The sequence below is a fragment of the Pseudomonas sp. NPDC088414 genome (assembly GCF_044753325.1).
GTDB lineage: Bacteria > Pseudomonadota > Gammaproteobacteria > Pseudomonadales > Pseudomonadaceae > Aquipseudomonas.
The window spans coordinates 26,367-47,548 of the sequence record NZ_JBIVMY010000034.1; the positions used below are offsets into that span (position 1 = coordinate 26,367).

Sequence of the window (21,182 nt, forward strand, 5' to 3'; positions counted from 1 at the left end):
CATCGCGAGCAGGCGAAGGCCTACAATTGAATTTGTGTTGGGTCAGATGCCCTGGCTACGCAGCCACGCCAGCAACTGCGGCAACGGAAACGCCCCGCTCTGACGCGCCACTTCCCGACCGTTCTTGAACAGAATCAAACTCGGAATCGAACGAATCCCCAACTGCGCCGACAACTGCTGATTGGCTTCGCTGTCGAGCTTGGCCAGCCGGCACTTGCCCGCCAACTGCGCCGCCGCCTGCTCGAACACCGGCGCAAAAGACTTGCACGGCCCACACCAGTCCGCCCACACATCCACCAATAGCGGCAGATCGCCTTTGATCTGGCTGGCGTAGTCACCTTGCTTGAGTTCGAACGGCTTGCTCAACAGCACCGCGGATTTGCAGCGCCCGCATTTTGGCTGGTCGGCGAGGCGTTCGGCGGGGATGCGGTTGAGGCCGTTGCAGGCGGGGCAGGGGATCAGCAGTGGAGTGGTCATGAGAGAGGTCCAGGGAAGGGCGATAAACTCTAGTTGGAGACTTTTGCTCATATTTTCAATCATGCGGATTTCAATGTTGGATCTAGGCTGAATCGTACCGATGCAGACCGTTGGTCTGCATGGGTCTATCGCAAGTTGCGATAATTTTATTTTGTGATTAACTCCCCATAGCAGAATGCGATAAGGATGTTGCATGCATGTGTTCAGTGAAAAACCCATTCGAGAGGCCAAGGAGCAGTGGCCACAGGCAGCAAGCGCGCTAGCGCAATGGTTTCGTCTGGCAAGCAGGAGTTATCCAAAGGACTTTGCGGCAATGAAGTCGATATTTCCTGCCATCGACAAAGTGGGTGATCTCCACGTTTTCGACATTGGTGGCAACAAACTGAGGCTAATCGCTTTTGTCAGTTATCGGTCACAAAGGCTCTACATCAAGCATGTGCTCGACCACCGCGAATACGATCGGGGCAAATGGAAGGAGAGAAAGGTATGAGTAGTTTGATCAAGACAGTTGCCGAGCACTGGGAGTTTGTCTCTCCGTTGTTGCGCAAACCGAAAAATGAAGAGGATTACGACGCCTTGGTTCAGGCCGTCGACGAGATCCTTGAGATAACCGGTGATGATGGCTCGCATCCACTCGCGAGTCTGCTGGACATCATCAGTGACTGGATTGCCGAGTGGGATCGCACACACCATCCGATGGCCGATGCGAGCGGCGAAGAGGTCCTCGGCTACATGATGCGCGAACATGGTCTGACTCAAAGCGATCTGCCGGGTGTGGGTACTCAATCCGTTGTTTCAGAAATTCTGAACGGCAAGCGCAAATTGAACCTGCGGCAGGTTCGCTGGTTGGCCGACTACTTCAAGGTGCCTGTAGAGGTGTTCATCTAGTCTGCTTCAAGACGAACAACTGATCTCCAGATGCTTGCCCCACTCCGGCGGCCGCTCGGCATAACCCTCCATCCCCGGCTGCTCGTCGAACGGTTTGCTTAGCACCGCATGCAGCCGGCGCACCTCGGAGTAGTCGCCTTGTTCGGCGGCGTCGATGGCTTTTTGCGCCAGGTAGTTGCGCAGGATGTACAGCGGATTGACCGCGTGCATCCGTGTGCGGCGTTGTTCCTGATCGCTGTCACCATCGCGGGCAACCCGCGCCACGTAGCGCTCGCCCCAGGCATCGAAGCCTTTGATGTCGACGAAGTCATCGCGCAAGCGGGCGACAGCCTGTTCTGCTGACTCTTCGCCGAGATGGCGGAAGAACAGCGTGTAGTCGACGCCGCTGTTCTGCATCAGTTGCAGCAGGTCTTCGAGCAGTTTCTGGTCGTCATCTTCGGCGGTGGTGAAACCGAGGCGGCGGCGCATCAGGTCCAGGTAGTGCGCCTGGAACAGTGGCAGGTACAAGCCGAGGGCTTCGCGCAGGGCCTCGACGCTGATGAACGGTGTCAGGGCCTGGGCCAGTGCGCTGAGGTTCCACTGGCCGATCGGTACTTGATTGCTGAACGAGTAGCGGCCCTGATCATCCGAGTGGTTGCAGATGAAGTTGGCATCGAAATCGTCGAGGAAGGCGAACGGGCCGAAGTCGAAGGTGATGCCGAGGATCGACATGTTGTCGGTGTTCATCACCCCGTGGCAGAAGCCGTAGGCCTGCCACTTGGCGATCAGTTCAGCATTGCGCTCGACGATCTCGCGGAACATCGCCAGATACGGTTCCGGCTGCTCCAGGCATTCGGGGAAGTGCATCGCCAATACATGTTCGCCGAGCTGCTTCTGCTGCTCGGGACGCTTGGTGTAGTAGAAGTATTCGAAGTGGCCGAAGCGGATGTGGCTCGGTGCCAGACGCAGCACCATCGCTGCACGCTCCTGCTTCTCGCGCCACACCGGAGTGTCGGAGCCAATCACGCAGGCGGCACGTGAAGACGGGATGTTCAGCGCGTGCAGCGCCTCGGAGGCGAGAAACTCACGAATCGAAGAACGCAACACCGCGCGGCCATCGCCCATGCGCGAAAACGGCGTCTGCCCGGCGCCCTTCAGATGCAGGTCCCAGTGTTCGCCGGCGTTGTTGTAGACCTCGCCGAGCAGCAGCCCGCGACCATCACCCAGTTGCGGCGTGTAGCCGCCGAACTGGTGCCCGGAATAGACCATCGCCCGTGGCTCGGCATCGGCCCACAACTTGTGGCCGCCGAACAGCTCGGCAAATTCTTGAGTGTCAGCCGTTGTCGGGTCGAGATCGAGCAGGGCCAGCGCGGCGGGGCTGGCGACGACCAGACGCGGGTTGTCGATCGGCTCGGGCAGCACATGGGCGGAAAACGCATCACCCAGACGGGCGAAGCGGTTGTCGAAGGTCAGTTCGTCGAGGGCTTTCACGGGCCGGCTCCAGCAGAATGTCCGAGCATTCTGCTGGGATCAGACCGGTTAGTCGAGTTTGGCTGGCGGCGGCTCTTGCAGCGGCTTTTGCTCACCGCTGATCGGCACGATGGTTTTGTTCTCGTCCTCGATGGGCACCAACTTGTATTCCTGGCCATGAAGGTTTTTCAGGTACACCTCCATCTGCCGGAACGAGATGTTGATGTGCTGCTTCTTGAACTCGCGGTTGATGAAGCGGTTCACTTCGTCGATCACCGGGTTACGGTCGCCGAGGTCACGCACGTGCATGCGCAGTTCGTGATCGAGGGTGCTTTCGCCGAAGTTGAGGAAGTACACGTGCGGCTCGGGCTCTTTGAGCACGCGCGGGTTTTCCCGGGCAGCCTTGAGCAGCAGTTCCTTGACCAGATCGAGGTCGGAGCCGTAATCCACGCCCAGCTTCAAGGTGACGCGGGTGATGGTGTCGGTCAGCGACCAGTTGATCAGTTGCCCGGTGATGAACGTCTTGTTCGGGACAATGATGTCCTTGCGGTCGAAGTCGGTGATGGTCGTGGCGCGGATGCGGATCTTGCTCACCGTGCCCGACAGGTTGCCGATGGTGATGGTGTCGCCGATCCGCACCGGGCGTTCGAACAGGATCATGATGCCGGAGATGAAGTTGGCGAAGATCTCCTGCATACCGAAACCGAGGCCCACCGACAGCGCCGCCACCAGCCACTGCAGCTTGTCCCAGCTCACACCAAGGGTCGACAGGGCCGAGACGAAACCGACGCCGGCGATCACGTACGACAGCAGCGTGGTGGTCGCGTAGGCGCTGCCCTGGGCGAGATTGAGTTTCGACAGCACGAACACTTCCAGCAGACCCGGCAGGTTGCGCGCCAGGGCGAACGTGATGCCGATGATGATCAGCGCGCCGAGCATGTCGCCGATGCTGATCGGCACCATGCTCATGTTGGCGCCGGTGCCGCTGGTGTATTCGTAAAGGGTGATGTTGTCGAGGTACGAGAACACCGAAATCAGGTCGGCCCAGACCCAGTACAGCGCGGCGATGAAGCCGCCGAGCAGGGCCAGACGGATCAGGCGCAGGGACTGTTCGTTGACCTTTTCGATATCCAGCGTCGGCTCTTCGATCACCGCTTCGCCGTCGCCGGCCTCTTTGGCCGCCTGACGCTTGGCCAGGGCGCGCTGGTAGGCCAGACGCCGTGCGGCGACCGCCAAGCCACGGACGAAGGTGGCTTCGATCACCAGCCAGAACATCAGCAGGTACAGGGTGTTGATCAACCGGTCGCTGAGTTTCAGCGCGGTGTAGTAGTAGCCGAAGCACACCGCGACGAACAGGGCGATCGGCAGCAGGGTGAACATCACGCCGACGGCCTTGCGGAACAGCGAGGTGTTTTCGTGCGCCGGGCTGCTGATCAGCAGACGGCTGAGCAGCCACGCCATCAGGGCGTAGCAGGTCAATACCACCGGCATGCCGAGCACGTCGTCAGCCAGCGCCGCCGGTTGCAGCTCGGCGACGGCCACCACGGTCACCAGCGCCATCACCACCAGCCCGAGGCGACGGATCCAGCCCTGCAGGAACTCGACCTGCGGCTTGTCCCAGCGGAAATGCAACTCGGCCACGCCGCCCGGCGAGAGAATCCGGTAGGCGGTGTAGAACACCAGCCACGCCTGACCCATTTGCAGCAACGCCGCGCCCATGTTGGCGTTCTGCCCGCGGGCATCGATCTGCAGGGCCAGACCGCACAGGCCCAGACCCAGCGCCACCGGCATCGCCAGCAGAATGTTGATCAGGATCGCCTGCGGCGTGTGCCACTGGCTGTCACGCTTGAAGTGCCCGATGTCCTGGTGAACCTTGTTCAACCGCGCGTACAGCGCCTTGCGCCGCCACAGCAGAGCGCCGATCAGCAGGGCCAGTGGCAGGAACAGCAACGGGCGCTGGGTCAGGCCATCGGTCAGCTCGCTCAGGCTCGAGGCCAGCGGCAGGGTGTCGATCTGGCGTTTGAGTCGCTCCGGCACGCTGCGTATCCATTCAGCGTCCAGTGGCTTGTTGCTGGGAATCCAGAACATCTGCTCATCGAGGGTCGCGCGCAGGCTTTGTGCAGTGCTCAGCAGTTGCTTCTGGTTGAGCTGCAGGGTGATCGATTCGTTGAGCACCGCACTCAGTTCGCGATTCAGACGCTCCAGCAGGTCGGCGCGGGTGTTGGCCAGATCCAGCAAGCTTTTGCGCAGTTGCGGGGTGACCTGCTCCGGCGGTTGAGTGGAAAGCAGGTTGTCGACGTAGGTTGCCGGGTTGCTCAGCAGTTCGCGCTGCTGGCTGACTTCGAACTGATACAGGCGAATATCGGCGATCTGGTCCGCCAGATCGCGGTCGACCTTGAGTCGCGGCAGCGCCTGTTTCTGCTTATAGAGAATCTTCGACAGCAGCAGGCTGCCCTTGAGCACGTTGATCTGCTCGTCGAGAGCCGAGTCGCTCTGGGTCAGGCTGTCGAGTTGCTGTTTGGTCTGCAGGTTCTGCTGGGTGACTTCGTTGAGGCGGTCGGTGCTCTTGAGCAGGTAGTCGGAAAGCTTGAGGTTGGCGGCGCTTTCAGTGGCGAGCAGGCTGCTGCCGCCGGCCTTTTGCGCTTCGATCGATTGCTGGGTGACGGTTTCCTGCGACTGCGCCAGACGCTTCTGGTTGATCAGCGTCTGCAGTTCCTGGATCTCGCGGTCGAGGCGGTCGGCTTTCTCCGAGAGCAGGTCATGCTGGCTGTTGCCCAGATCCTGCAACTGGCTGTTGCCGGCCAGTTCCTGACGGCGCAGCGGGATCAACGCGTTCAGCGCGGCGAGTTCCGCATTCAGCTGGTCGCGCTGTTCGGCACTGACAGTCTTGCCGCTGTCCTTGCCGGACTTGAGGATGTTATTGATCTGCTGGATGCGCGTCTGGCTGGCGGAGATTTCCGCCTGCGCACGCTCGGGACGGGTCTGCGCGGTGATGATCAGGCTGTTGGCATCGGCCAGGGCTTTTTGCAGATCGCTTTGCTGGGTCGAGCGATCCGTGAGGATCTGCTCCAACTGCTGGATCGACTCTTTGCTGAAGCGCTGCGCCACCGGTACTACCGCCGTGGCCTTGAGGCGTGCCAGTTCGCGGGTGTTCTCGATGGTCTGCCGAGGGGCAGAGGCCAGTTGTTGCTTGAGGTCGATCAGTTTCTGGTCGTAATCACGCCGGCTGTTGAGCTGATTGAGCGTGGTTTGCAGGACCGTCTGCAGGCTCTTTTTATCGGCATCCGGCAGTTTGCTGTCGGCCAATTTGTCCAGGCTGGCCTGCACGGCTTCGCTGGATGGCGGTTCGGCGGCGTACAGCGGGCCGACGGAAAGACTCAGGCCCAGCAGGGCCGCAAAAAAGAAGGAGCGCAGGGTAGGCATAGAGACCGGTCAAGCAAGTGAGAGTGGACGCAGTTTAGAGGAAGAGCCCGGGGCCCGGGCGACTTCCTTCGGGGAATCTGACGCCCACTTTGCCGATCTTGTTCCCGTCCATGACCGCAACCGTCCAGTGGGTGTTGTTCCATTCCACCTGGTCACCCACGATCGGTGCGCCACCGACTTTGTGCGCAATGAACTCGCCCAGGGTCATGTCCGGATCGATGCCCTCGGCCGGCAACCCGTAAAGCGCTGCAACCGCTTTAAGCTGGGCGTTTCCTTCGAGCACGAAGTCGCCGAAGAAGCGCAGATCCAGACCGCGTTGCGGCGCCTGGCTGAACAGTTTTCCGAGCGCCGGCAAGTTGTGTTCATGGCCGATAACACACAGCAAATCATCGACTTCCAGCACCGTACTACCCGACGGATGGAGCAGTTGCTGACCACGAAACAGCGCGGCGATACGGGTGCCTTCGGGCATTTTCAGCTCGCGCAGGGGCGAACCGATGCACCATTTCTCCGCGCCGAGCTTGTAGACGAACAGCTCCCACTCACTGGTGATGTGCACTTCCAGCGCCGAACGGGAGATCGGCGCAGGCTCCGGCGGCACCGTCACCTTGAGCAGTTTGGCGACCCACGGCAGGCTTGTGCCCTGCACCAGCAGCGACACCAGCACGATGAAGAACGCGAGGTTGAAGTACAGCTGCGCATTCGGCAGCCCGGCCATCAACGGGAACACCGCGAGAATGATCGGCACCGCGCCGCGCAGGCCAACCCAGGAAATAAAGGCTTTCTCGCGGCCATGGAACGCCTTGAACGGCAGCAGGCCGACCAGCACCGACAGCGGCCGGGCGAACAGAATCATCCATAGCGCCAGACCGAGAGCGGGCAGGGCAATCGGCAGCAAATCATGCGGGGTGACCAGCAGTCCCAGCACGAGGAACATGCCGATCTGCGCCAGCCACGCCATGCCGTCGAGCATGTGCAGAATGCCGTGACGGCTGCGCACCGGGCGGTTGCCGATCACCAGACCGCACAGGTACACCGCGAGGAAGCCGCTGCCGTGCAGGGCGTTGGTCAAAGCGAACACCACCAGGCCGCCGGCGATCACCAGAATCGGGTACAGGCCGGTGGCGAGGTTGATCCGGTTGACCAGTTGCAGCATCAGCCAGCCGCCACCCAGACCGATCACGCCGCCGATGCCGAACTCGCGGATCAGGTGAGTCAGCAGGCTCCAGTGCAGGCCGGTCTGGCCGCTGGCGAGCATGTCGATCAGGGTCACGGTGAGGAACACCGCCATCGGGTCGTTGCTGCCGGATTCGATTTCCAGGCTGGCGGTCACCCGTTCGTTGAGGCCTTTGCCGCCGAGCAGCGAGAACACCGCGGCGGCGTCCGTGGAGCCGACGATGGCGCCGATCAGCAGGCCCTGAATCAGGTTCAGGTCGAACAGCCACGCCGCCGCCATGCCGGTCAGCCCGGTGGTGATCAGCACCCCGACCGTCGCCAGCGACAGCGCCGGCCACAAGGCCACACGGAAACTCGAAACCCGGGTACGCAAGCCACCGTCGAGGAGGATCACCGCCAGTGCGAGGTTGCCGACCAGATAGGCCGTCGGGTAGTTATCGAAAATGATCCCGCCGCCATCGACCCCGGCGGTCATGCCGACCGCGAGGATGATCACCAGAATGGGGATGCCGAGACGGGAGGAAAGTGAGCTGACAAGAATGCTCGCACCTACCAGCAACGCGCCGATCAAGAACAGGCTGTTGATGGTCGTCGCATTCAAAGGCAGTACTCCAGAAGCGTAAAGACGGGCACAAACTGACCATGCAGTCTGCGTGCCAGCGATTCTAACCTGTTGAAATGTGATGCTGTCAAAAAGGTTTTTGCGCCGGCGTGTTCGGAATTTTGGTTCGGCTGGGGATTGCTGCCCTCACCCTAACCCTCTCCCGGGGGGAGAGGGACTGACCGGGGGGGTCGTTCAAGCTGCACCGACCTGAGATATCGAGCCGAACTCAGGTCTTGAAGTGCATGAAGATCGGCTCCCTTTCCCCCTCGCCCCTTGGGGGAGAGGGCTGGGGTGAGGGGGTAGCTTTTGATCTTAAAGGCTAAACCGCCCAACCATATTGTTCAGGTCCAGCGCCAACCGCGACAGCTCGTTGCTCGCCGCACTGGTCTGATTCGCGCCGGTGGCCGATTGCACCGACAGGTCGCGGATGTTCACCAGGTTGCGATCCACTTCGCGGGCCACTTGCGCCTGCTCTTCGGCGGCGCTGGCGATCACCAGGTTGCGCTCGTTGATCTCGACGATCGCGGTGTTGATGGTGTCCAGCGACATCCCGGCGCCGCGGGCGATGTTCAGGGTCGATTCGGCGCGCTCGGTGCTGTTGCGCATCGAATCCACGGCGTGTTCGGTGCCGCTCTGGATGCTGCCGATCATGCGTTCGATTTCGCTGGTCGACTGCTGGGTACGATGCGCCAGGGCACGAACCTCATCGGCCACCACGGCAAAACCACGCCCGGCTTCACCGGCACGGGCCGCTTCAATCGCTGCGTTCAGGGCCAGCAGGTTGGTCTGATCGGCCAGGCCACGAATCACGTCCAGCACCTTGCCGATGTCGCGGGATTCATTCGCCAGATCACCGATCAGGCTCGCGGTACTCTGCACATCGGCGCTCATGCGTTCGATGGCGCTGACGGTTTCCTGCACCAGATCGCGGCCATCGCCCGCCGAGGTGGTGGCGTTCTTCGAGGCTTCCGAAGTGCTGACCGCGTTGCGGGCGACTTCTTCCACGGCGCTGGTCATTTCGTTGACGGCGGTGGCGGCCTGTTCGATTTCGTTGTTCTGCTGAGTCAGGCCACGGGCGCTTTCGTCGGTGACGCTGTTCAGCTCTTCCGCCGCAGACGCAAGCTGGGTGGCCGAGCCGGAGATGCGCTGCAAGGTGTCGCGCAGCTTCGATTGCATCTTGGCCATGGCCGCCAGCAGACGCCCGGCTTCGTCGCTGCCGTCGACGTGGATCGGCTGGGTCAGGTTGCCTTCGGCAATGGTTTCCGCCGCGTCCAGTGCTTTGGAGATCGGCTTGGTGATGCTGATGGTCAGCAGCCAGGCGAACAGGAAGGTCAGGCCGGTGGCGATCAGCAGAAGCGTCACGACCAGATTGAAGGACATCGAGTACTGGTTGGCTGCACCTTGATTCGTCTCGGCGATTTGCTGGGTGTTGATTTCAAGCAGGCGCGCCAGGGCGGTGTTCACCGCTTCCGAGTTACTCAGCAGGTCCGAGTTGAGCATCTGCCGCAGCTCATCGATCTGATTGTTGCGCGACAGGGTTTTCATCCGCTCTTCGAGTTGACGGTACTGAGCCAGGAGCTGCACGTACTGGTCGTAGGCCGCGCGCTCCTGCGGGCCATCGATCAATGGCTCATAGGCACGCTGAGCGTCGGCGATCTGCCGGTTGCGCAACTCGAACAGCTCGATGGTTTTCTGCTGCACGTCCGGTTCGCGGTTGATCAGCAACCGATACGACAGCACCCGTAGGCGCAGCGTCAGTTGAGTGAATTCATCAACGGCCTTGACCGATGGCACGCTGGCAGTGGCGATGTCTTCGCCAGCTGCACGGATTTTGCTCATCTGGTTCAAGGCGAACACGCCGAGAATCAGCATCAGGCCGCCGATCAGGGCGAAACCGGTGAACGCCCGGGGGGCGATATTCATATTGCGAAGGGACATGGCGCGGATACCAGAAAGGGCCGCATCCATGCGGGCTGAGACTGCTGTTGGATGACTTATCGGTCATACGACTAAAGTCTTGAGGCACTGTGCGTATTTGTCGCATATGGCCCCGGGCGACGAAGTGCAGGAACCAGATCGGCAGATCACAGTCTTTTAAACTCGCGAGAACGGTCGGCCGCCAGGAAAATCAAGGCCTTGCGCCGGTATAACCCTGGCATCCGCAGTGACTTTTCTTTATCGTACGCGCCCTTTGAAAAACGCCTGGAAGATCAAAATGTTGGAAGCATCCCTCAGCCAATTGGAACAGCTCGTCAGCGATCTGGTGCAACAGAACCAGACCCTTGCGCAAACCAACCAGACCCTGTCCACGGAACTTGCCCAGGCCAAGGATGAAAACGAAAGCCTGCAACTGAGCCTGATGGAACAGGAAGAGAAGCACGGCGCCACCGCAGCGCGCATCCAGGCTCTGGTTGATCGCGTCAACGCAGGTCCTGTCAGCGCATGAACCACGGCACCGCAGGGGTAAAAGTCATCTCCATTCTCGGGGAGGACTATTCGATCAAGGCACCGGCCGGGGAAGAACAGACCCTGCTGGACGCCGCACTGATGCTCAAGGCCGCCCTGGCCGACACCAAACGCAAATACCCGACGCTGATCGGTGACCGCTTGCTGGTGCTGGCTGCGATGAACCTGTGCTCGCAGCAGATCGAAATGAAGAAGCAGCATCAGCAAGAACTCGACCGTTACCAAGAGCAAGTCAGCGCCACGGTCGACACCATCGCCAAGACCATCAATCAGGGCTGATGGGGTTGCGCACAACCAAAGAATAGATTGTCGATCAGGTTGTATACAATCGGCACGGCTGTTGCATTGTTTCGGCCACTTATTCTTTGGGGGTGCTCCATGCAGTTGTGGCGACGCAGTATTCAATGGCAGCTGATTCTCAGCATGGGCACCGCCCTGCTGGTCAGTATCCTGATCGTGGTTGGCATTTATACCCTGGTGGTCAACCGCCTCGCCCAGAGCTATCTGGTCGAACAAGCGCTGCCGTCGAGCATCGAAGCGACGCGCAACGACATCGAACGCATCCTCGTCCAGCCGCTGACCGCCGCCAAGGATATTGCCAGCAACAGCATGGTCCGCGACTGGCTGGCTTCAGGTGAAGACAGCAGCAAAACAGCGGCCTTCGCGCAGTATCTGGAAGGCATCCGCGCCGAACATAAAGCGTTCACCGCTTTGATCATCGGCACCGAATCCAATCACTACATCACCGAAAAAGGCCTCGACCGTACCCTCAGTCGGGCCAAACCGGCGGACGCCTGGTTCTATTCCTTCCTCGACAGGAATCAGCCGCGCACCCTGAATATCGACAACGATGGCGCCACCGGAGAATTGGCGCTGTTCATCGACTTGAAGGTCGAGCAGGCCGGCAAAGTGGTCGGCGTCGCGGGGCTGGGCCTGAGCATGAAAGAGCTGTCGGAGCTGATCCACAATTTCAGCTTTGGCGAGCGCGGCAAGGTCTATCTCGTGCGTTCCGACGGTTTGATCCAGGTCCATCCCGAGGCGCGGTTCAGCGGCAAGCGCACCCTCACGGAGCAGATTGGCGCGTCGGCTGCGCAAGCGGTCATGGGTCAAAAAGTCGCCACCAACAGCTCGTTCCAGCGCGATGGCGAAGATTTCCTCGCCTTCAGCCTGCCACTGCGCGATCTGGGCTGGACGCTGGTGGCCGAAGTGCCGCAATCACAGATCTACGCCGAGGCCCGCAAGGCGATGTGGATGAGCGGCGGCATTGGTCTGGCTGTGGCGCTGGTGTGCCTGGCGCTGGTAGTTTGGCTGGCCCAGGGGCTGGTGCGACCGATTCGTCAGGTAACAGCCGCGCTGGTAGCAATCGGTAGCGGCGGTGGAGATTTGACCCATCGGTTAGATTCCAGCCGCGCCGATGAGCTGGGCGATCTGGCCCGGGGCTTCAACCGTTTCCTCGACAGCCAGCGCGGGCTGATTGGCGAAGTGCTGACCACCAGCGAGCGCTTGCGCACGGCGGTCGGCCAAGTGGCGAAAGTGGTGGAAAACACCGCCGAACGCTCCGGGCGCCAGCAGGAAATGACCGACATGGTCGCCACGGCGGTGCACGAGATGGGCCTGACCGTGCAGGAAATCGCGCAGAACGCCGGCAACGCCGCGCTGGCCTCGCAAACCGCGCGGGATGAAGCGCTGCAGGCACGGGAAGTGGTCGGCGGCTCGATCCGTCATATAGAAAGCATGTCCGATGAGATCGGCGTGGCGGCGGGCGCGGTGGGTGAGCTGGCGCATCAGGTGGCGTCGATCGATTCGGTGCTGGCGGTGATTCGCGGGGTATCCGAGCAGACCAACTTGCTGGCGCTCAACGCGGCGATTGAAGCGGCGCGCGCCGGAGATATGGGGCGCGGGTTTGCCGTGGTGGCGGATGAAGTGCGCACCTTGGCGCGCAGGACTCAGACGTCCACCGACGAGATTCAGCAAATGATCGGCAGCCTCAAGCAAGGCGCCGAGAATGCCGTGTCATCAATGCGCACCGGGCAGGCGGCGACCGGTACCGGGGTTGAATCGAGTCAGCGTACTGGCGCGTCGTTGACCGCGATTACCGGGCAGGTCGAGCGCATCAGCGACATGAACCATCAGGTTGCGACCGCGACGGAAGAACAGTCGGCGGTGACTGAAGAGATCAACCGCAACGTGCAGGGAATTTCCGATCTGGCCCGGGCCACGGCGGGCGAGGTGCGGGCGTGTCGCGAGGATTGTCAGATGTTGCAGCGGTTGGCGGATGATCTGGCAAGGCAGATGGGTGGGTTCAAGCTGAGCTAAAGGATCAAGATCAAAAGATCGCAGCCTTCGGCAGCTCCTACATGGGAATGCGTTCCCTGTAGGAGCTGCCGAAGGCTGCGATCTTTTGCTTTTAGAACCACCCATCCCGCATCGCCAGGCACGTATCATCCCGCGCCTCCAGCAACGCCAATTCATGATGACAACCCGGCACTTCCCACGTCAGGAAGTACCGCGCTGCCTGCAACTTGCCCTTATAGAAGTCAGCATCCGCCGCATTGCCCTTGGCCAAACCTTCCTCGGCGCGAATCGCCTGCTCCAGCCAGCGCCAGCCAATCACCGTGTGCCCGAACACCTTCAGGTACAGCGCCGAATTCGCCAGGCTGCTATTGACCTTGCCCTGCGCCAGATCGGTCAGCAGGCCGATGGTGACTGTTTGCAAGCGAGCCACCAGTTGCTCCAGTGGCTCACGCAGTGCGGTCAGCGATTCATACGCGATCGCGCGCTCGGCGGTGTTGGCGATCAGACGGATCAGTTGCTTCAAGCCGGCGCCGCCGTTCTGCGCCAGTTTGCGCCCAAGCAAGTCCAGCGACTGGATACCGTGGGTGCCTTCGTGGATCGGGTTCAGGCGGTTGTCGCGGTAATACTGCTCCACCGGGTATTCGCGGGTGTAACCGTGACCGCCGAGAATCTGGATCGCCAGTTCGTTGGCCTTCAGGCAGAACTCCGACGGCCAGGATTTGACGATCGGCGTCAGCAAGTCCAGCAGCTCGTGGGCCTGTTTGCGCTCGGCTTCGGTTTCCAGCGTGGTGGTGTCATCGAACAAGCGTGCCGCGTACAACCCGAGATCAAATGCCCCTTCGACGTAGGACTTTTGCGTCAGCAGCATGCGTCTTACGTCGGCGTGCTGAATGATCGCCACCGGCGCGGTGCTCGGATCCTTACTGTCCGGCACTCGACCCTGCGGGCGTTCGCGGGCGTATTCCAGCGAGTACAGGTAACCGGCGTAACCGAGCATCACCGCGCCCATGCCAACGCCGATCCGCGCCTCGTTCATCATCTGGAACATGTAGCTCAAGCCATGATGCGGCTTGCCCACCAGATAGCCGACACACTCGCCGTTATCGCCGAAGTTCAGCGCGGTGGAGGTGGTGCCACGCCAGCCCATCTTGTGAAACAAGCCGGCCAGCAGCACATCGTTGCGCTGGCCGAGGCTGCCGTCAGCGTTGACCAGAAACTTCGGCACGATGAACAGCGAAATACCTTTCACCCCCGGCGGCGCGTCCGGCAGCTTGGCCAGGACCATGTGCACGATGTTTTCCGACAGCGGATGATCGCCGCCGGAAATGAAGATCTTGTTGCCCTTGAGCCGATAAGTGCCGTCGGACGCAGGTTCAGCGCGGGTACGAATATCCGACAGCGATGAGCCGGCGTGCGGTTCGGTCAGGGCCATGGTGCCGAAGAAGCGCCCGTCGATCATCGGTTGCAGGAAGCGCTGTTTCTGCTCGTCGCTGCCAAAGCTTCCGATCAGGTTGGCCGCGCCCATGGTCAGGAACGGGTAGGAAGTGGTCGCCGCGTTCGCCGCTTGAAAGTGCGCGAAGCAGGCTTGCGACAGCAGCGTCGGCAGTTGCATGCCACCGGCTTCGAAGCTGCGCGCGGCGTTGAGGAAGCCGGCCTCGAGGAACGCCTCCACCGCCGGTTTGACTTCGGGAATCAGCATCGCCTGACCGTTCTCGTAGCGCGGCTCGTTCTCGTCGCCCTTGCGGTTGTGCGGCGCGAAGTATTTCTCGGCGATGCTGCGCGCAGTGCCGATCGCCGCGTCGAAGGTCTCGCGGTTGTGCTCGGCAAACCGCTCACGCCGGGTCAGGCCCTCGGCATCGAGGACTTCGTACAGCTCGAAAGCCAGATTACGGGAACTGAGCAACGTCTCGGACATGGCGGCCTACCTGAAATTTGGGGTTGGGCCGAGTCTAGGCTGCCTGATAAAGGTTGAATACGATGATTGATGACGGTGATGTTGGGGCCCATCAAGAACTTTGCAAACACCAAAACCACTGTGGGAGCTGGCTTGCCAGCGATGGCGGCAGATCAGTTAGCATTAATGCTGGCTGACACATCGCTATCGCTGGCAAGCCAGCTCCCACAGGGTCTTGCGTACCGGGCAGCCATTGCGGCTGCCCGGGTATCGGTATTAACCGATAGTCATCAGGCTGGCATTACCACCCGCCGCCGCCGTGTTGACGCTCAATGCCCGCTCGATCACCAGACGCTCCAGCGCAATGTTGGTCTCGCCCTGGGACAGGCCCTGAACCCCGACAATCGCACCGGCACGCTTGGCAATCTGCTGGCACACGCCACGCAACTGGTCGGAATGGCCGTGATGCAGCACCGCATCAAACACCACTTCGTCCTTGTGCCAGTCGGCGACCCGTTTGATCCGCGCCTGGACGTCCTTCGGCAGGCGTGCGAACAATGCCTTGCTGATGTCGGTCTCCGGCCATACCGCCGAACCGCCGACAGCCAAGACCGCCGCCAGTTGGGTCAGCAGATCGCCTTCGACGTCGGCCAGGCACAGCACGTGTTCACGCGGCAGGATCGCGTAGCTGTTCTTCTCGCCGGTCGGGCCGGCCAGCACACGGGTGATGCCGCTTTGCGACTGGGCGGCGTACTGCACGCACAGGGCGCTCAGTTCGGCGTACTGGTTGCTCTCGGCCCAGGCCTTGAAGGCGTTCAGCGGTTTGCTCATGGCATCACGCAGACGCACGTCGGGGGCGACGAGCGCATCACCGCGCGCGAAGGATTGTTCGATGGCGTCAGTAGGACGCGTCGACAGCAAACGGTACAGGTACAGCGGACCACCGGCCTTCGGACCAGTACCCGACAGGCCTTCGCCGCCGAACGGCTGCACGCCGACCACGGCACCGACGATGTTGCGGTTGACGTAGACATTACCGGCGTTGACGTTGTCGATCACCTTGGCGATGGTCTCGTCGATGCGGGTGTGTACGCCGAGGGTCAGGCCATAACCGGAGGCATTGATCTGGCCGATCAACTGGTCGATGTCCTTGCGCTTGTAGCGCACCACGTGCAGCACCGGGCCGAAGATCTCGCGTTGCAGTTCGTCGAAGCTTTCCAGCTCGATCAGGGTCGGCATGACGAAGGTGCCGCGTTTGACTTCCTCGCTGTCGGCAATAGCCACCTGGTACACGCTGCGACCTTTATCGCGCATGGCCTGGATGTGCTTGTCGATACCGGCCTTGGCTTCGGCGTCGATCACCGGGCCAATGTCCACGGACAGACGTTCAGGGTTGCCGAGACGGCTTTCCGCCATCGCGCCCTTGAGCATTTCGATGACACGGTCCGCGGAATCTTCCTGCAGGCACAGCACGCGCAGGGCCGAGCAACGCTGACCGGCGCTGTCGAAGGCCGAGGACACCACGTCGATCACCACTTGTTCGGTCAGTGCCGAAGAGTCGACGATCATCGCGTTCTGGCCACCGGTTTCGGCGATCAGCGGAATCGGACGGCCCTGGCTGTCGAGGCGACCGGCGATGTTGCGCTGCAGCAGACGCGCGACTTCGGTGGAACCGGTGAACATCACGCCTTTGACGCGCTCGTCACCGACCAGACCGGCACCGACGGTTTCACCGCGACCCGGCAGCAGTTGCAGCACGCCTTCGGGAATCCCGGCTTCCAGCAGCAAACGTACGGCTTGCGCGGCAACCAGCGGGGTTTGCTCGGCCGGTTTGGCCAATACCGGGTTACCGGCCGCCAGTGCCGCAGCGACTTGGCCGCTGAAGATTGCCAGCGGGAAGTTCCACGGGCTGATGCACACCACCGGGCCCAGTGGGCGGTGGGCGTCGTTGCTGAAATCGTTGCGTGCCTGCACCGCGTAATAACGCAGGAAGTCGACGGCTTCGCGGACTTCGGCGATGGCGTTGGCGAAGGTCTTGCCGGCTTCGCGAGCCAGCAGACCCATCAGCGGCTGGATCTCGCCTTCCATCAAGTCAGCGGCACGCTCCAGAATCGCCGCGCGCTCGGCCGGCGGGGTGGCCTGCCAGATCGGTGCAGCGTTGAGGGCGCACTGGATGGCGTTGTCGACGTCCTCGACGGTGGCTTCCTGAACGTGACCGACCACATCACGATGGTCTGCCGGGTTCAGTACTGGCGCAGGCGTTTCGTTGCTGGAAGCGCAACCGAGCATCGGCGCGGCTTTCCAGTTGTTGTGCGCAGTGGCGAGCAGGGCGCAGGACAGCGAGGCCAGACGATGTTCGTTGGCCATGTCGATACCGGCGGAGTTGGCGCGCTCGGCGCCGTACAGGTCACGCGGCAGCGGAATGCGTGGGTGCGGCAGGCCGAAACCACCTTCTACGGTCGCCATCTGCTCGATCTGCGCCACCGGATCGGCCACCAGCTCCTGAATCGAAATCGACTGGTCGGCGATGCGGTTGACGAACGAGGTGTTCGCGCCGTTTTCCAGCAGACGACGTACCAGGTACGCCAGCAGGGTTTCGTGGGTGCCGACCGGTGCGTACACGCGGCACGGACGGTTCAGCTTGCCTTCGGAAACTTTACCTACAACCTGCTCGTAGAGCGGTTCGCCCATGCCGTGCAGGCACTGGAATTCGTACTGGCCCGGGTAATAGTTCTGACCGGCAATGTGATAAATCGCCGACAGGGTGTGGGCGTTGTGCGTGGCGAATTGCGGGTAGATGACTTCCGGCACCGACAGCAGTTTGCGGGCGCAGGCGATGTAGGAAACGTCGGTGTACACCTTGCGGGTGTACACCGGATAGCCTTCCAGGCCTTCGACCTGGGCGCGCTTGATTTCGCTGTCCCAGTACGCGCCTTTCACCAGACGGATCATCAGGCGATGACGGCTGCGGCGGGCCAGATCGATCACGTAGTCGATCACGTATGGGCAACGCTTCTGGTAGGCCTGGATGACGAAACCGATGCCGTTCCAACCGGTCAGTTGCGGCTCGAAGCACAGGCGTTCGAGCAGATCCAGCGACAGTTCCAAGCGGTCGGCTTCTTCGGCGTCGATGTTCAGGCCGATGTCGTATTGCTTGGCCAGCAGGGTCAGCGACAGCAGGCGCGGGTACAGCTCGTCCATCACACGCTCGTACTGGGCGCGGCTGTAACGCGGGTGCAGGGCCGACAGCTTGATCGAGATGCCCGGGCCTTCATAAATCCCACGGCCGTGGGAGGCTTTGCCGATGGAGTGGATGGCTTGTTCGTACGATGCCAGGTACTTCTGCGCGTCGTGTTCGGTGAGTGCCGCTTCACCGAGCATGTCGTAGGAATAGCGGAAGCCCTTGGCTTCGAATTTGCTCGCGTTGGCCAAGGCTTCGGCGATGGTTTCGCCGGTGACGAACTGCTCGCCCATCAGACGCATGGCCATGTCGACGCCCTTGCGGATCATCGGCTCGCCGCTTTTGCCGATGATGCGGCTCAGCGACGAGGTCAGGCCGGCTTCGTTGTGGGTCGATACCAGTTTGCCGGTCAGCAGCAGGCCCCAAGTGGCCGCGTTGACGAACAGCGACGGGCTGTTGCCCAGGTGTGGCTGCCAGTTGCCGGTGCTGATCTTGTCGCGGATCAGCGCATCGCGAGTGCCTTTGTCCGGGATACGCAGCAGTGCTTCGGCCAGGCACATCAGTGCCACGCCTTCCTGGGACGACAGGGAAAATTCCTGCAGCAGACCCTGAACAATGCCTGCACGACCGCCGGCACTTTTCTGGTTACGCAGTTTTTCCGCGATGGTCGCGGCGAGTTTGTTGGTGGCCTCGGCCATCGGAGCCGGCAGGCGCGCCTGCTCGATCAGCATCGGCACCACTTCCGGCTCGGGGCGACGGTAAGCGGCGGTGATCGATGCGCGCAGTACCGATTGCGGCAGGATGCTTTCAGCAAATTCGAGGAAGCACTGGTGGGCGTGATCGGTATGGACTTCGCCAGCGTCATCGCTGTCCTTGGCGGTCAAACCATTCAGCTCGGTCAGGGTTGCACCACCCTCGAGTTTTTCCAGGTAATTGAAAATTGCCTGCTTGATCAACCAGTGCGGCGTGCGATCAATCGAGGTCGCGGCAGCCTTCAGGCGCTCGCGGGTCGGGTCATCGAGTTTGACCCCAAGGGTGGTGGTAGCCATATTTTTATCCTCATGGTTGCCACAGTTGCGTGGCATCAGCTGGCGGCAAGATTAGCCGCGCGCCGAAAGAGGTGCAACCGGGTGCAACCCTTTTTTTGTCGGAAAAATAAGCAGTTCATCAGGAAATATTTTCTGGTACGAAAGTGCCGCTCTTGCTTGGTGCTTTTACTTCTAGCGGAGCGCCGTGACTGCGCTAAAAAGGAGCAAAAACGGCGTATTTATCGGTATATCCGACTAGGTGCAACTTAATCGCCAGAAACTGGTTGCACCTTTTTTACTTTGTTGCATAGCATTCGCGCCCAAGGTGCAACCGGGAATACCCGGTGCATCGGCTGGTGGCTTTCCTGGGGAAACATCAGTCCTAAATGCGCGGGATCCCGATTCGTCTGCCAAACGTCGTCGTTTGAGCGCGAGCAATCACCGCTGCAACATAAAAACAAAGCCAGGGCGTAACTTAATGAGCGTAAGCAATCCAACACTGATCACGTTCGTGATCTACATCGCAGCAATGGTGCTGATCGGCTTCATGGCCTATCGCTCCACCAACAACCTTTCTGACTACATTCTTGGCGGCCGCAGCCTCGGCAGCGTGGTAACGGCGTTGTCTGCCGGTGCTTCCGACATGAGCGGCTGGTTGCTGATGGGCCTGCCGGGTGCCATCTACATGTCCGGTCTGTCCGAAAGCTGGATCGCCATCGGCCTGATCGTCGGCGCCTACCTGAACTGGCTGTTCGTCGCCGGCCGTCTGCGTGTGCAGACCGAGCACAACGGTGATGCGCTGACCCTGCCGGACTACTTCTCCAGCCGTTTCGAAGACAAGAGCGGCCTGCTGCGCATCATTTCGGCGGTGGTGATTCTGGTGTTCTTCACCATTTACTGCGCTTCCGGCATCGTTGCTGGCGCCCGTCTGTTCGAAAGCACTTTTGGCATGTCCTACGAGACGGCGCTGTGGGCCGGTGCTGCGGCGACGATTGCCTACACCTTTGTCGGCGGTTTCCTCGCGGTGAGCTGGACTGACACCGTACAAGCCACACTGATGATCTTCGCCCTGCTGCTGACGCCGATCATCGTGCTGCTGGCCACCGGTGGCGTCGACACCACGTTCCTCGCCATCGAAGCCCAGGATCCAAGCAACTTCGACATGCTCAAGGGCACCACTTTCATCGGCATCATCTCGCTGATGGGCTGGGGTCTGGGTTACTTTGGTCAACCGCACATCCTCGCGCGCTTCATGGCTGCTGACTCGGTGAAGTCGATTGCCAACGCCCGTCGCATCTCCATGACCTGGATGATCCTGTGTCTGGGCGGCACCGTCGCCGTGGGCTTCTTCGGTATTGCCTACTTCTCGGCGCACCCGGAAGTGGCCGGTCCGGTGACCGAGAACCACGAGCGGGTATTCATCGAGCTGGCGAAAATCCTCTTCAACCCGTGGGTGGCCGGTGTCCTGTTGTCGGCGATTCTCGCCGCTGTGATGAGCACCCTGAGCTGCCAGTTGCTGGTGTGCTCGAGCGCCCTGACCGAAGACTTCTACAAAACCTTCCTGCGCAAATCCGCTTCCCAGGTGGAACTGGTGTGGGTCGGTCGCGCGATGGTATTGCTGGTGGCGCTGATCGCTATCGCCATGGCCGCCAACCCGGAAAACCGCGTACTGGGCCTGGTGTCCTACGCCTGGGCCGGTTTCGGTGCCGCGTTCGGCCCAGTGGTGCTGATCTCGGTGATCTGGAAAGACATGACCCGCAACGGCGCACTGGCCGGCATCCTGGTCGGCGCGATCACCGTGGTGGTGTGGAAGCATTTCGAGGTGATGGGTCTGTACGAAATCATCCCGGGCTTCATCTTCGCCAGTCTGGCGATCTACATCGTCAGCAAAATGGGCGAGCCAACCAAAGGCATGGTGCAGCGCTTCGAAGCGGCGGAAAAAGATTTCCACCTGAACAAGTGACGCACTGAGCTGCGGCTCACAGAAAAACGGCCCGTTTCCTATAAGGAGGCGGGCCGTTTTTTATGTCTGTGATTTCTCAAGAACATGGAGAACCCTGTGGGAGCTGGCTTGCCAGCGATGGCGGTGTGTCAGTGAGCGAATAAGTTGAATGTGCCGGCCTCATCGCTGGCAAGCCAGCTCCCACAGGTTCAGCAATGAGTTTCAGAGATGTGTCTGTAGTCGAAAACGTCGATTTCTGAAGGGGCTTTCGACAGCAAAAGTAGGGCAAATCTGATTTTTCTGTCACCCACCCAACATCCCTTGCCCCTCATGCAGAATCGCCCGCCCTCATTCTGCAG

13 protein-coding genes and 1 pseudogene are annotated in these 21,182 nt (G+C 61.0%); 6 read left to right on the plus strand and 8 right to left on the minus strand.

What is annotated here, in order from left to right; all coding sequences use genetic code 11:
* Positions 1 to 42: 42 nt before the first annotated feature.
* Entirely contained in the window at positions 43 to 477 is a 435-nt protein-coding gene (gene trxC / locus ACIP8I_RS22705; RefSeq protein WP_400764119.1) for a thioredoxin TrxC, read from the minus strand.
* Between the two features lie 193 nt (positions 478 to 670).
* Between trxC and ACIP8I_RS22710 the strand changes: the two genes are divergently transcribed.
* Together ACIP8I_RS22710 and ACIP8I_RS22715 are read left to right on the plus strand one after the other, a co-directional pair.
* Positions 671 to 967, plus strand: coding sequence for a type II toxin-antitoxin system HigB family toxin (locus tag ACIP8I_RS22710; RefSeq protein ID WP_367082721.1), 297 nt, complete (start codon positions 671 to 673; stop codon positions 965 to 967).
* Positions 964 to 1,365: a type II toxin-antitoxin system HigA family antitoxin gene (locus tag ACIP8I_RS22715; RefSeq protein WP_108592757.1), complete on the plus strand. Its 402-nt coding sequence runs from the start codon at positions 964 to 966 to the stop codon at positions 1,363 to 1,365. The genes ACIP8I_RS22710 and ACIP8I_RS22715 overlap by 4 nt, the downstream gene beginning before the upstream one ends.
* A 6-nt stretch (positions 1,366 to 1,371) precedes the next feature.
* On the opposite strand, the gene selO is transcribed toward ACIP8I_RS22715, so the two are convergent.
* The 5 genes and pseudogenes from selO to ACIP8I_RS22740 all read right to left on the minus strand — a co-directional run.
* Positions 1,372 to 2,835, minus strand: a complete 1,464-nt coding sequence (gene selO, locus ACIP8I_RS22720) for a protein adenylyltransferase SelO (protein WP_400764122.1) — start codon at positions 2,833 to 2,835, stop codon at positions 1,372 to 1,374.
* 48 nt (positions 2,836 to 2,883) lie between these two features.
* Positions 2,884 to 6,237: a mechanosensitive channel MscK gene (gene mscK / locus ACIP8I_RS22725; protein ID WP_400764123.1), complete on the minus strand. Its 3,354-nt coding sequence runs from the start codon at positions 6,235 to 6,237 to the stop codon at positions 2,884 to 2,886.
* A 34-nt stretch (positions 6,238 to 6,271) separates the two neighbouring features.
* Positions 6,272 to 8,014 (minus strand): potassium/proton antiporter, encoded by a 1,743-nt coding sequence (locus ACIP8I_RS22730; RefSeq protein ID WP_367082727.1) that lies wholly within the window; start codon positions 8,012 to 8,014, stop codon positions 6,272 to 6,274.
* 315 nt (positions 8,015 to 8,329) lie between these two features.
* The gene (locus ACIP8I_RS22735) at positions 8,330 to 9,202 is read right to left on the minus strand and encodes a methyl-accepting chemotaxis protein (protein ID WP_371042268.1); all 873 of its coding nucleotides are present in this window, start codon (positions 9,200 to 9,202) and stop codon (positions 8,330 to 8,332) included.
* 30 nt (positions 9,203 to 9,232) lie between these two features.
* A pseudogene (locus ACIP8I_RS22740) lies at positions 9,233 to 9,985 on the minus strand (MCP four helix bundle domain-containing protein); the annotation flags it as partial.
* Between the two features lie 247 nt (positions 9,986 to 10,232).
* Between ACIP8I_RS22740 and ACIP8I_RS22745 the strand changes: the two are divergent.
* From ACIP8I_RS22745 to ACIP8I_RS22755, 3 genes are all read left to right on the plus strand, one after another.
* Positions 10,233 to 10,463: a hypothetical protein gene (locus ACIP8I_RS22745; protein ID WP_007967306.1), complete on the plus strand. Its 231-nt coding sequence runs from the start codon at positions 10,233 to 10,235 to the stop codon at positions 10,461 to 10,463.
* Positions 10,460 to 10,762 (plus strand): cell division protein ZapA, encoded by a 303-nt coding sequence (locus tag ACIP8I_RS22750; protein ID WP_007967308.1) that lies wholly within the window; start codon positions 10,460 to 10,462, stop codon positions 10,760 to 10,762. The genes ACIP8I_RS22745 and ACIP8I_RS22750 overlap by 4 nt, the downstream gene beginning before the upstream one ends.
* A gap of 99 nt (positions 10,763 to 10,861) precedes the next feature.
* Positions 10,862 to 12,799: a methyl-accepting chemotaxis protein gene (locus ACIP8I_RS22755; RefSeq protein WP_400764126.1), complete on the plus strand. Its 1,938-nt coding sequence runs from the start codon at positions 10,862 to 10,864 to the stop codon at positions 12,797 to 12,799.
* 91 nt (positions 12,800 to 12,890) lie between these two features.
* Here ACIP8I_RS22755 and ACIP8I_RS22760 read toward each other — a convergent pair whose 3' ends face one another.
* Complete coding sequence (locus ACIP8I_RS22760; RefSeq protein WP_400764127.1) at positions 12,891 to 14,693, minus strand: acyl-CoA dehydrogenase; 1,803 nt, start codon at positions 14,691 to 14,693, stop codon at positions 12,891 to 12,893.
* Positions 14,694 to 14,948: 255 nt separating this feature from the next.
* Positions 14,949 to 18,902, minus strand: a complete 3,954-nt coding sequence (gene putA / locus ACIP8I_RS22765) for a trifunctional transcriptional regulator/proline dehydrogenase/L-glutamate gamma-semialdehyde dehydrogenase (RefSeq protein WP_400764130.1) — start codon at positions 18,900 to 18,902, stop codon at positions 14,949 to 14,951.
* Positions 18,903 to 19,359: 457 nt separating this feature from the next.
* On the opposite strand from putA, the gene putP reads away from it, so the two are divergent.
* Complete coding sequence (putP, locus tag ACIP8I_RS22770) at positions 19,360 to 20,844, plus strand: sodium/proline symporter PutP (RefSeq protein WP_086794202.1); 1,485 nt, start codon at positions 19,360 to 19,362, stop codon at positions 20,842 to 20,844.
* Positions 20,845 to 21,182: the final 338 nt, after the last annotated feature.

What these genes read in the sequence shown, in the direction of transcription:
- ACIP8I_RS22715 (WP_108592757.1), top strand. Translation starts at nt 964, where the DNA reads ATGAGTAGTTTGATCAAGACAGTTGCCGAGCACTGGGAGTTTGTCTCT.
- putA (WP_400764130.1), bottom strand. Translation starts at nt 18,902, where the DNA reads ATGGCTACCACCACCCTTGGGGTCAAACTCGATGACCCGACCCGCGAG.
- ACIP8I_RS22760 (WP_400764127.1), bottom strand. Translation starts at nt 14,693, where the DNA reads ATGTCCGAGACGTTGCTCAGTTCCCGTAATCTGGCTTTCGAGCTGTAC.
- putP (WP_086794202.1), top strand. Translation starts at nt 19,360, where the DNA reads ATGAGCGTAAGCAATCCAACACTGATCACGTTCGTGATCTACATCGCA.
- ACIP8I_RS22735 (WP_371042268.1), bottom strand. Translation starts at nt 9,202, where the DNA reads ATGGCCAAGATGCAATCGAAGCTGCGCGACACCTTGCAGCGCATCTCC.
- ACIP8I_RS22710 (WP_367082721.1), top strand. Translation starts at nt 671, where the DNA reads ATGCATGTGTTCAGTGAAAAACCCATTCGAGAGGCCAAGGAGCAGTGG.
- ACIP8I_RS22750 (WP_007967308.1), top strand. Translation starts at nt 10,460, where the DNA reads ATGAACCACGGCACCGCAGGGGTAAAAGTCATCTCCATTCTCGGGGAG.
- ACIP8I_RS22755 (WP_400764126.1), top strand. Translation starts at nt 10,862, where the DNA reads ATGCAGTTGTGGCGACGCAGTATTCAATGGCAGCTGATTCTCAGCATG.
- trxC (WP_400764119.1), bottom strand. Translation starts at nt 477, where the DNA reads ATGACCACTCCACTGCTGATCCCCTGCCCCGCCTGCAACGGCCTCAAC.
- ACIP8I_RS22745 (WP_007967306.1), top strand. Translation starts at nt 10,233, where the DNA reads ATGTTGGAAGCATCCCTCAGCCAATTGGAACAGCTCGTCAGCGATCTG.
- mscK (WP_400764123.1), bottom strand. Translation starts at nt 6,237, where the DNA reads ATGCCTACCCTGCGCTCCTTCTTTTTTGCGGCCCTGCTGGGCCTGAGT.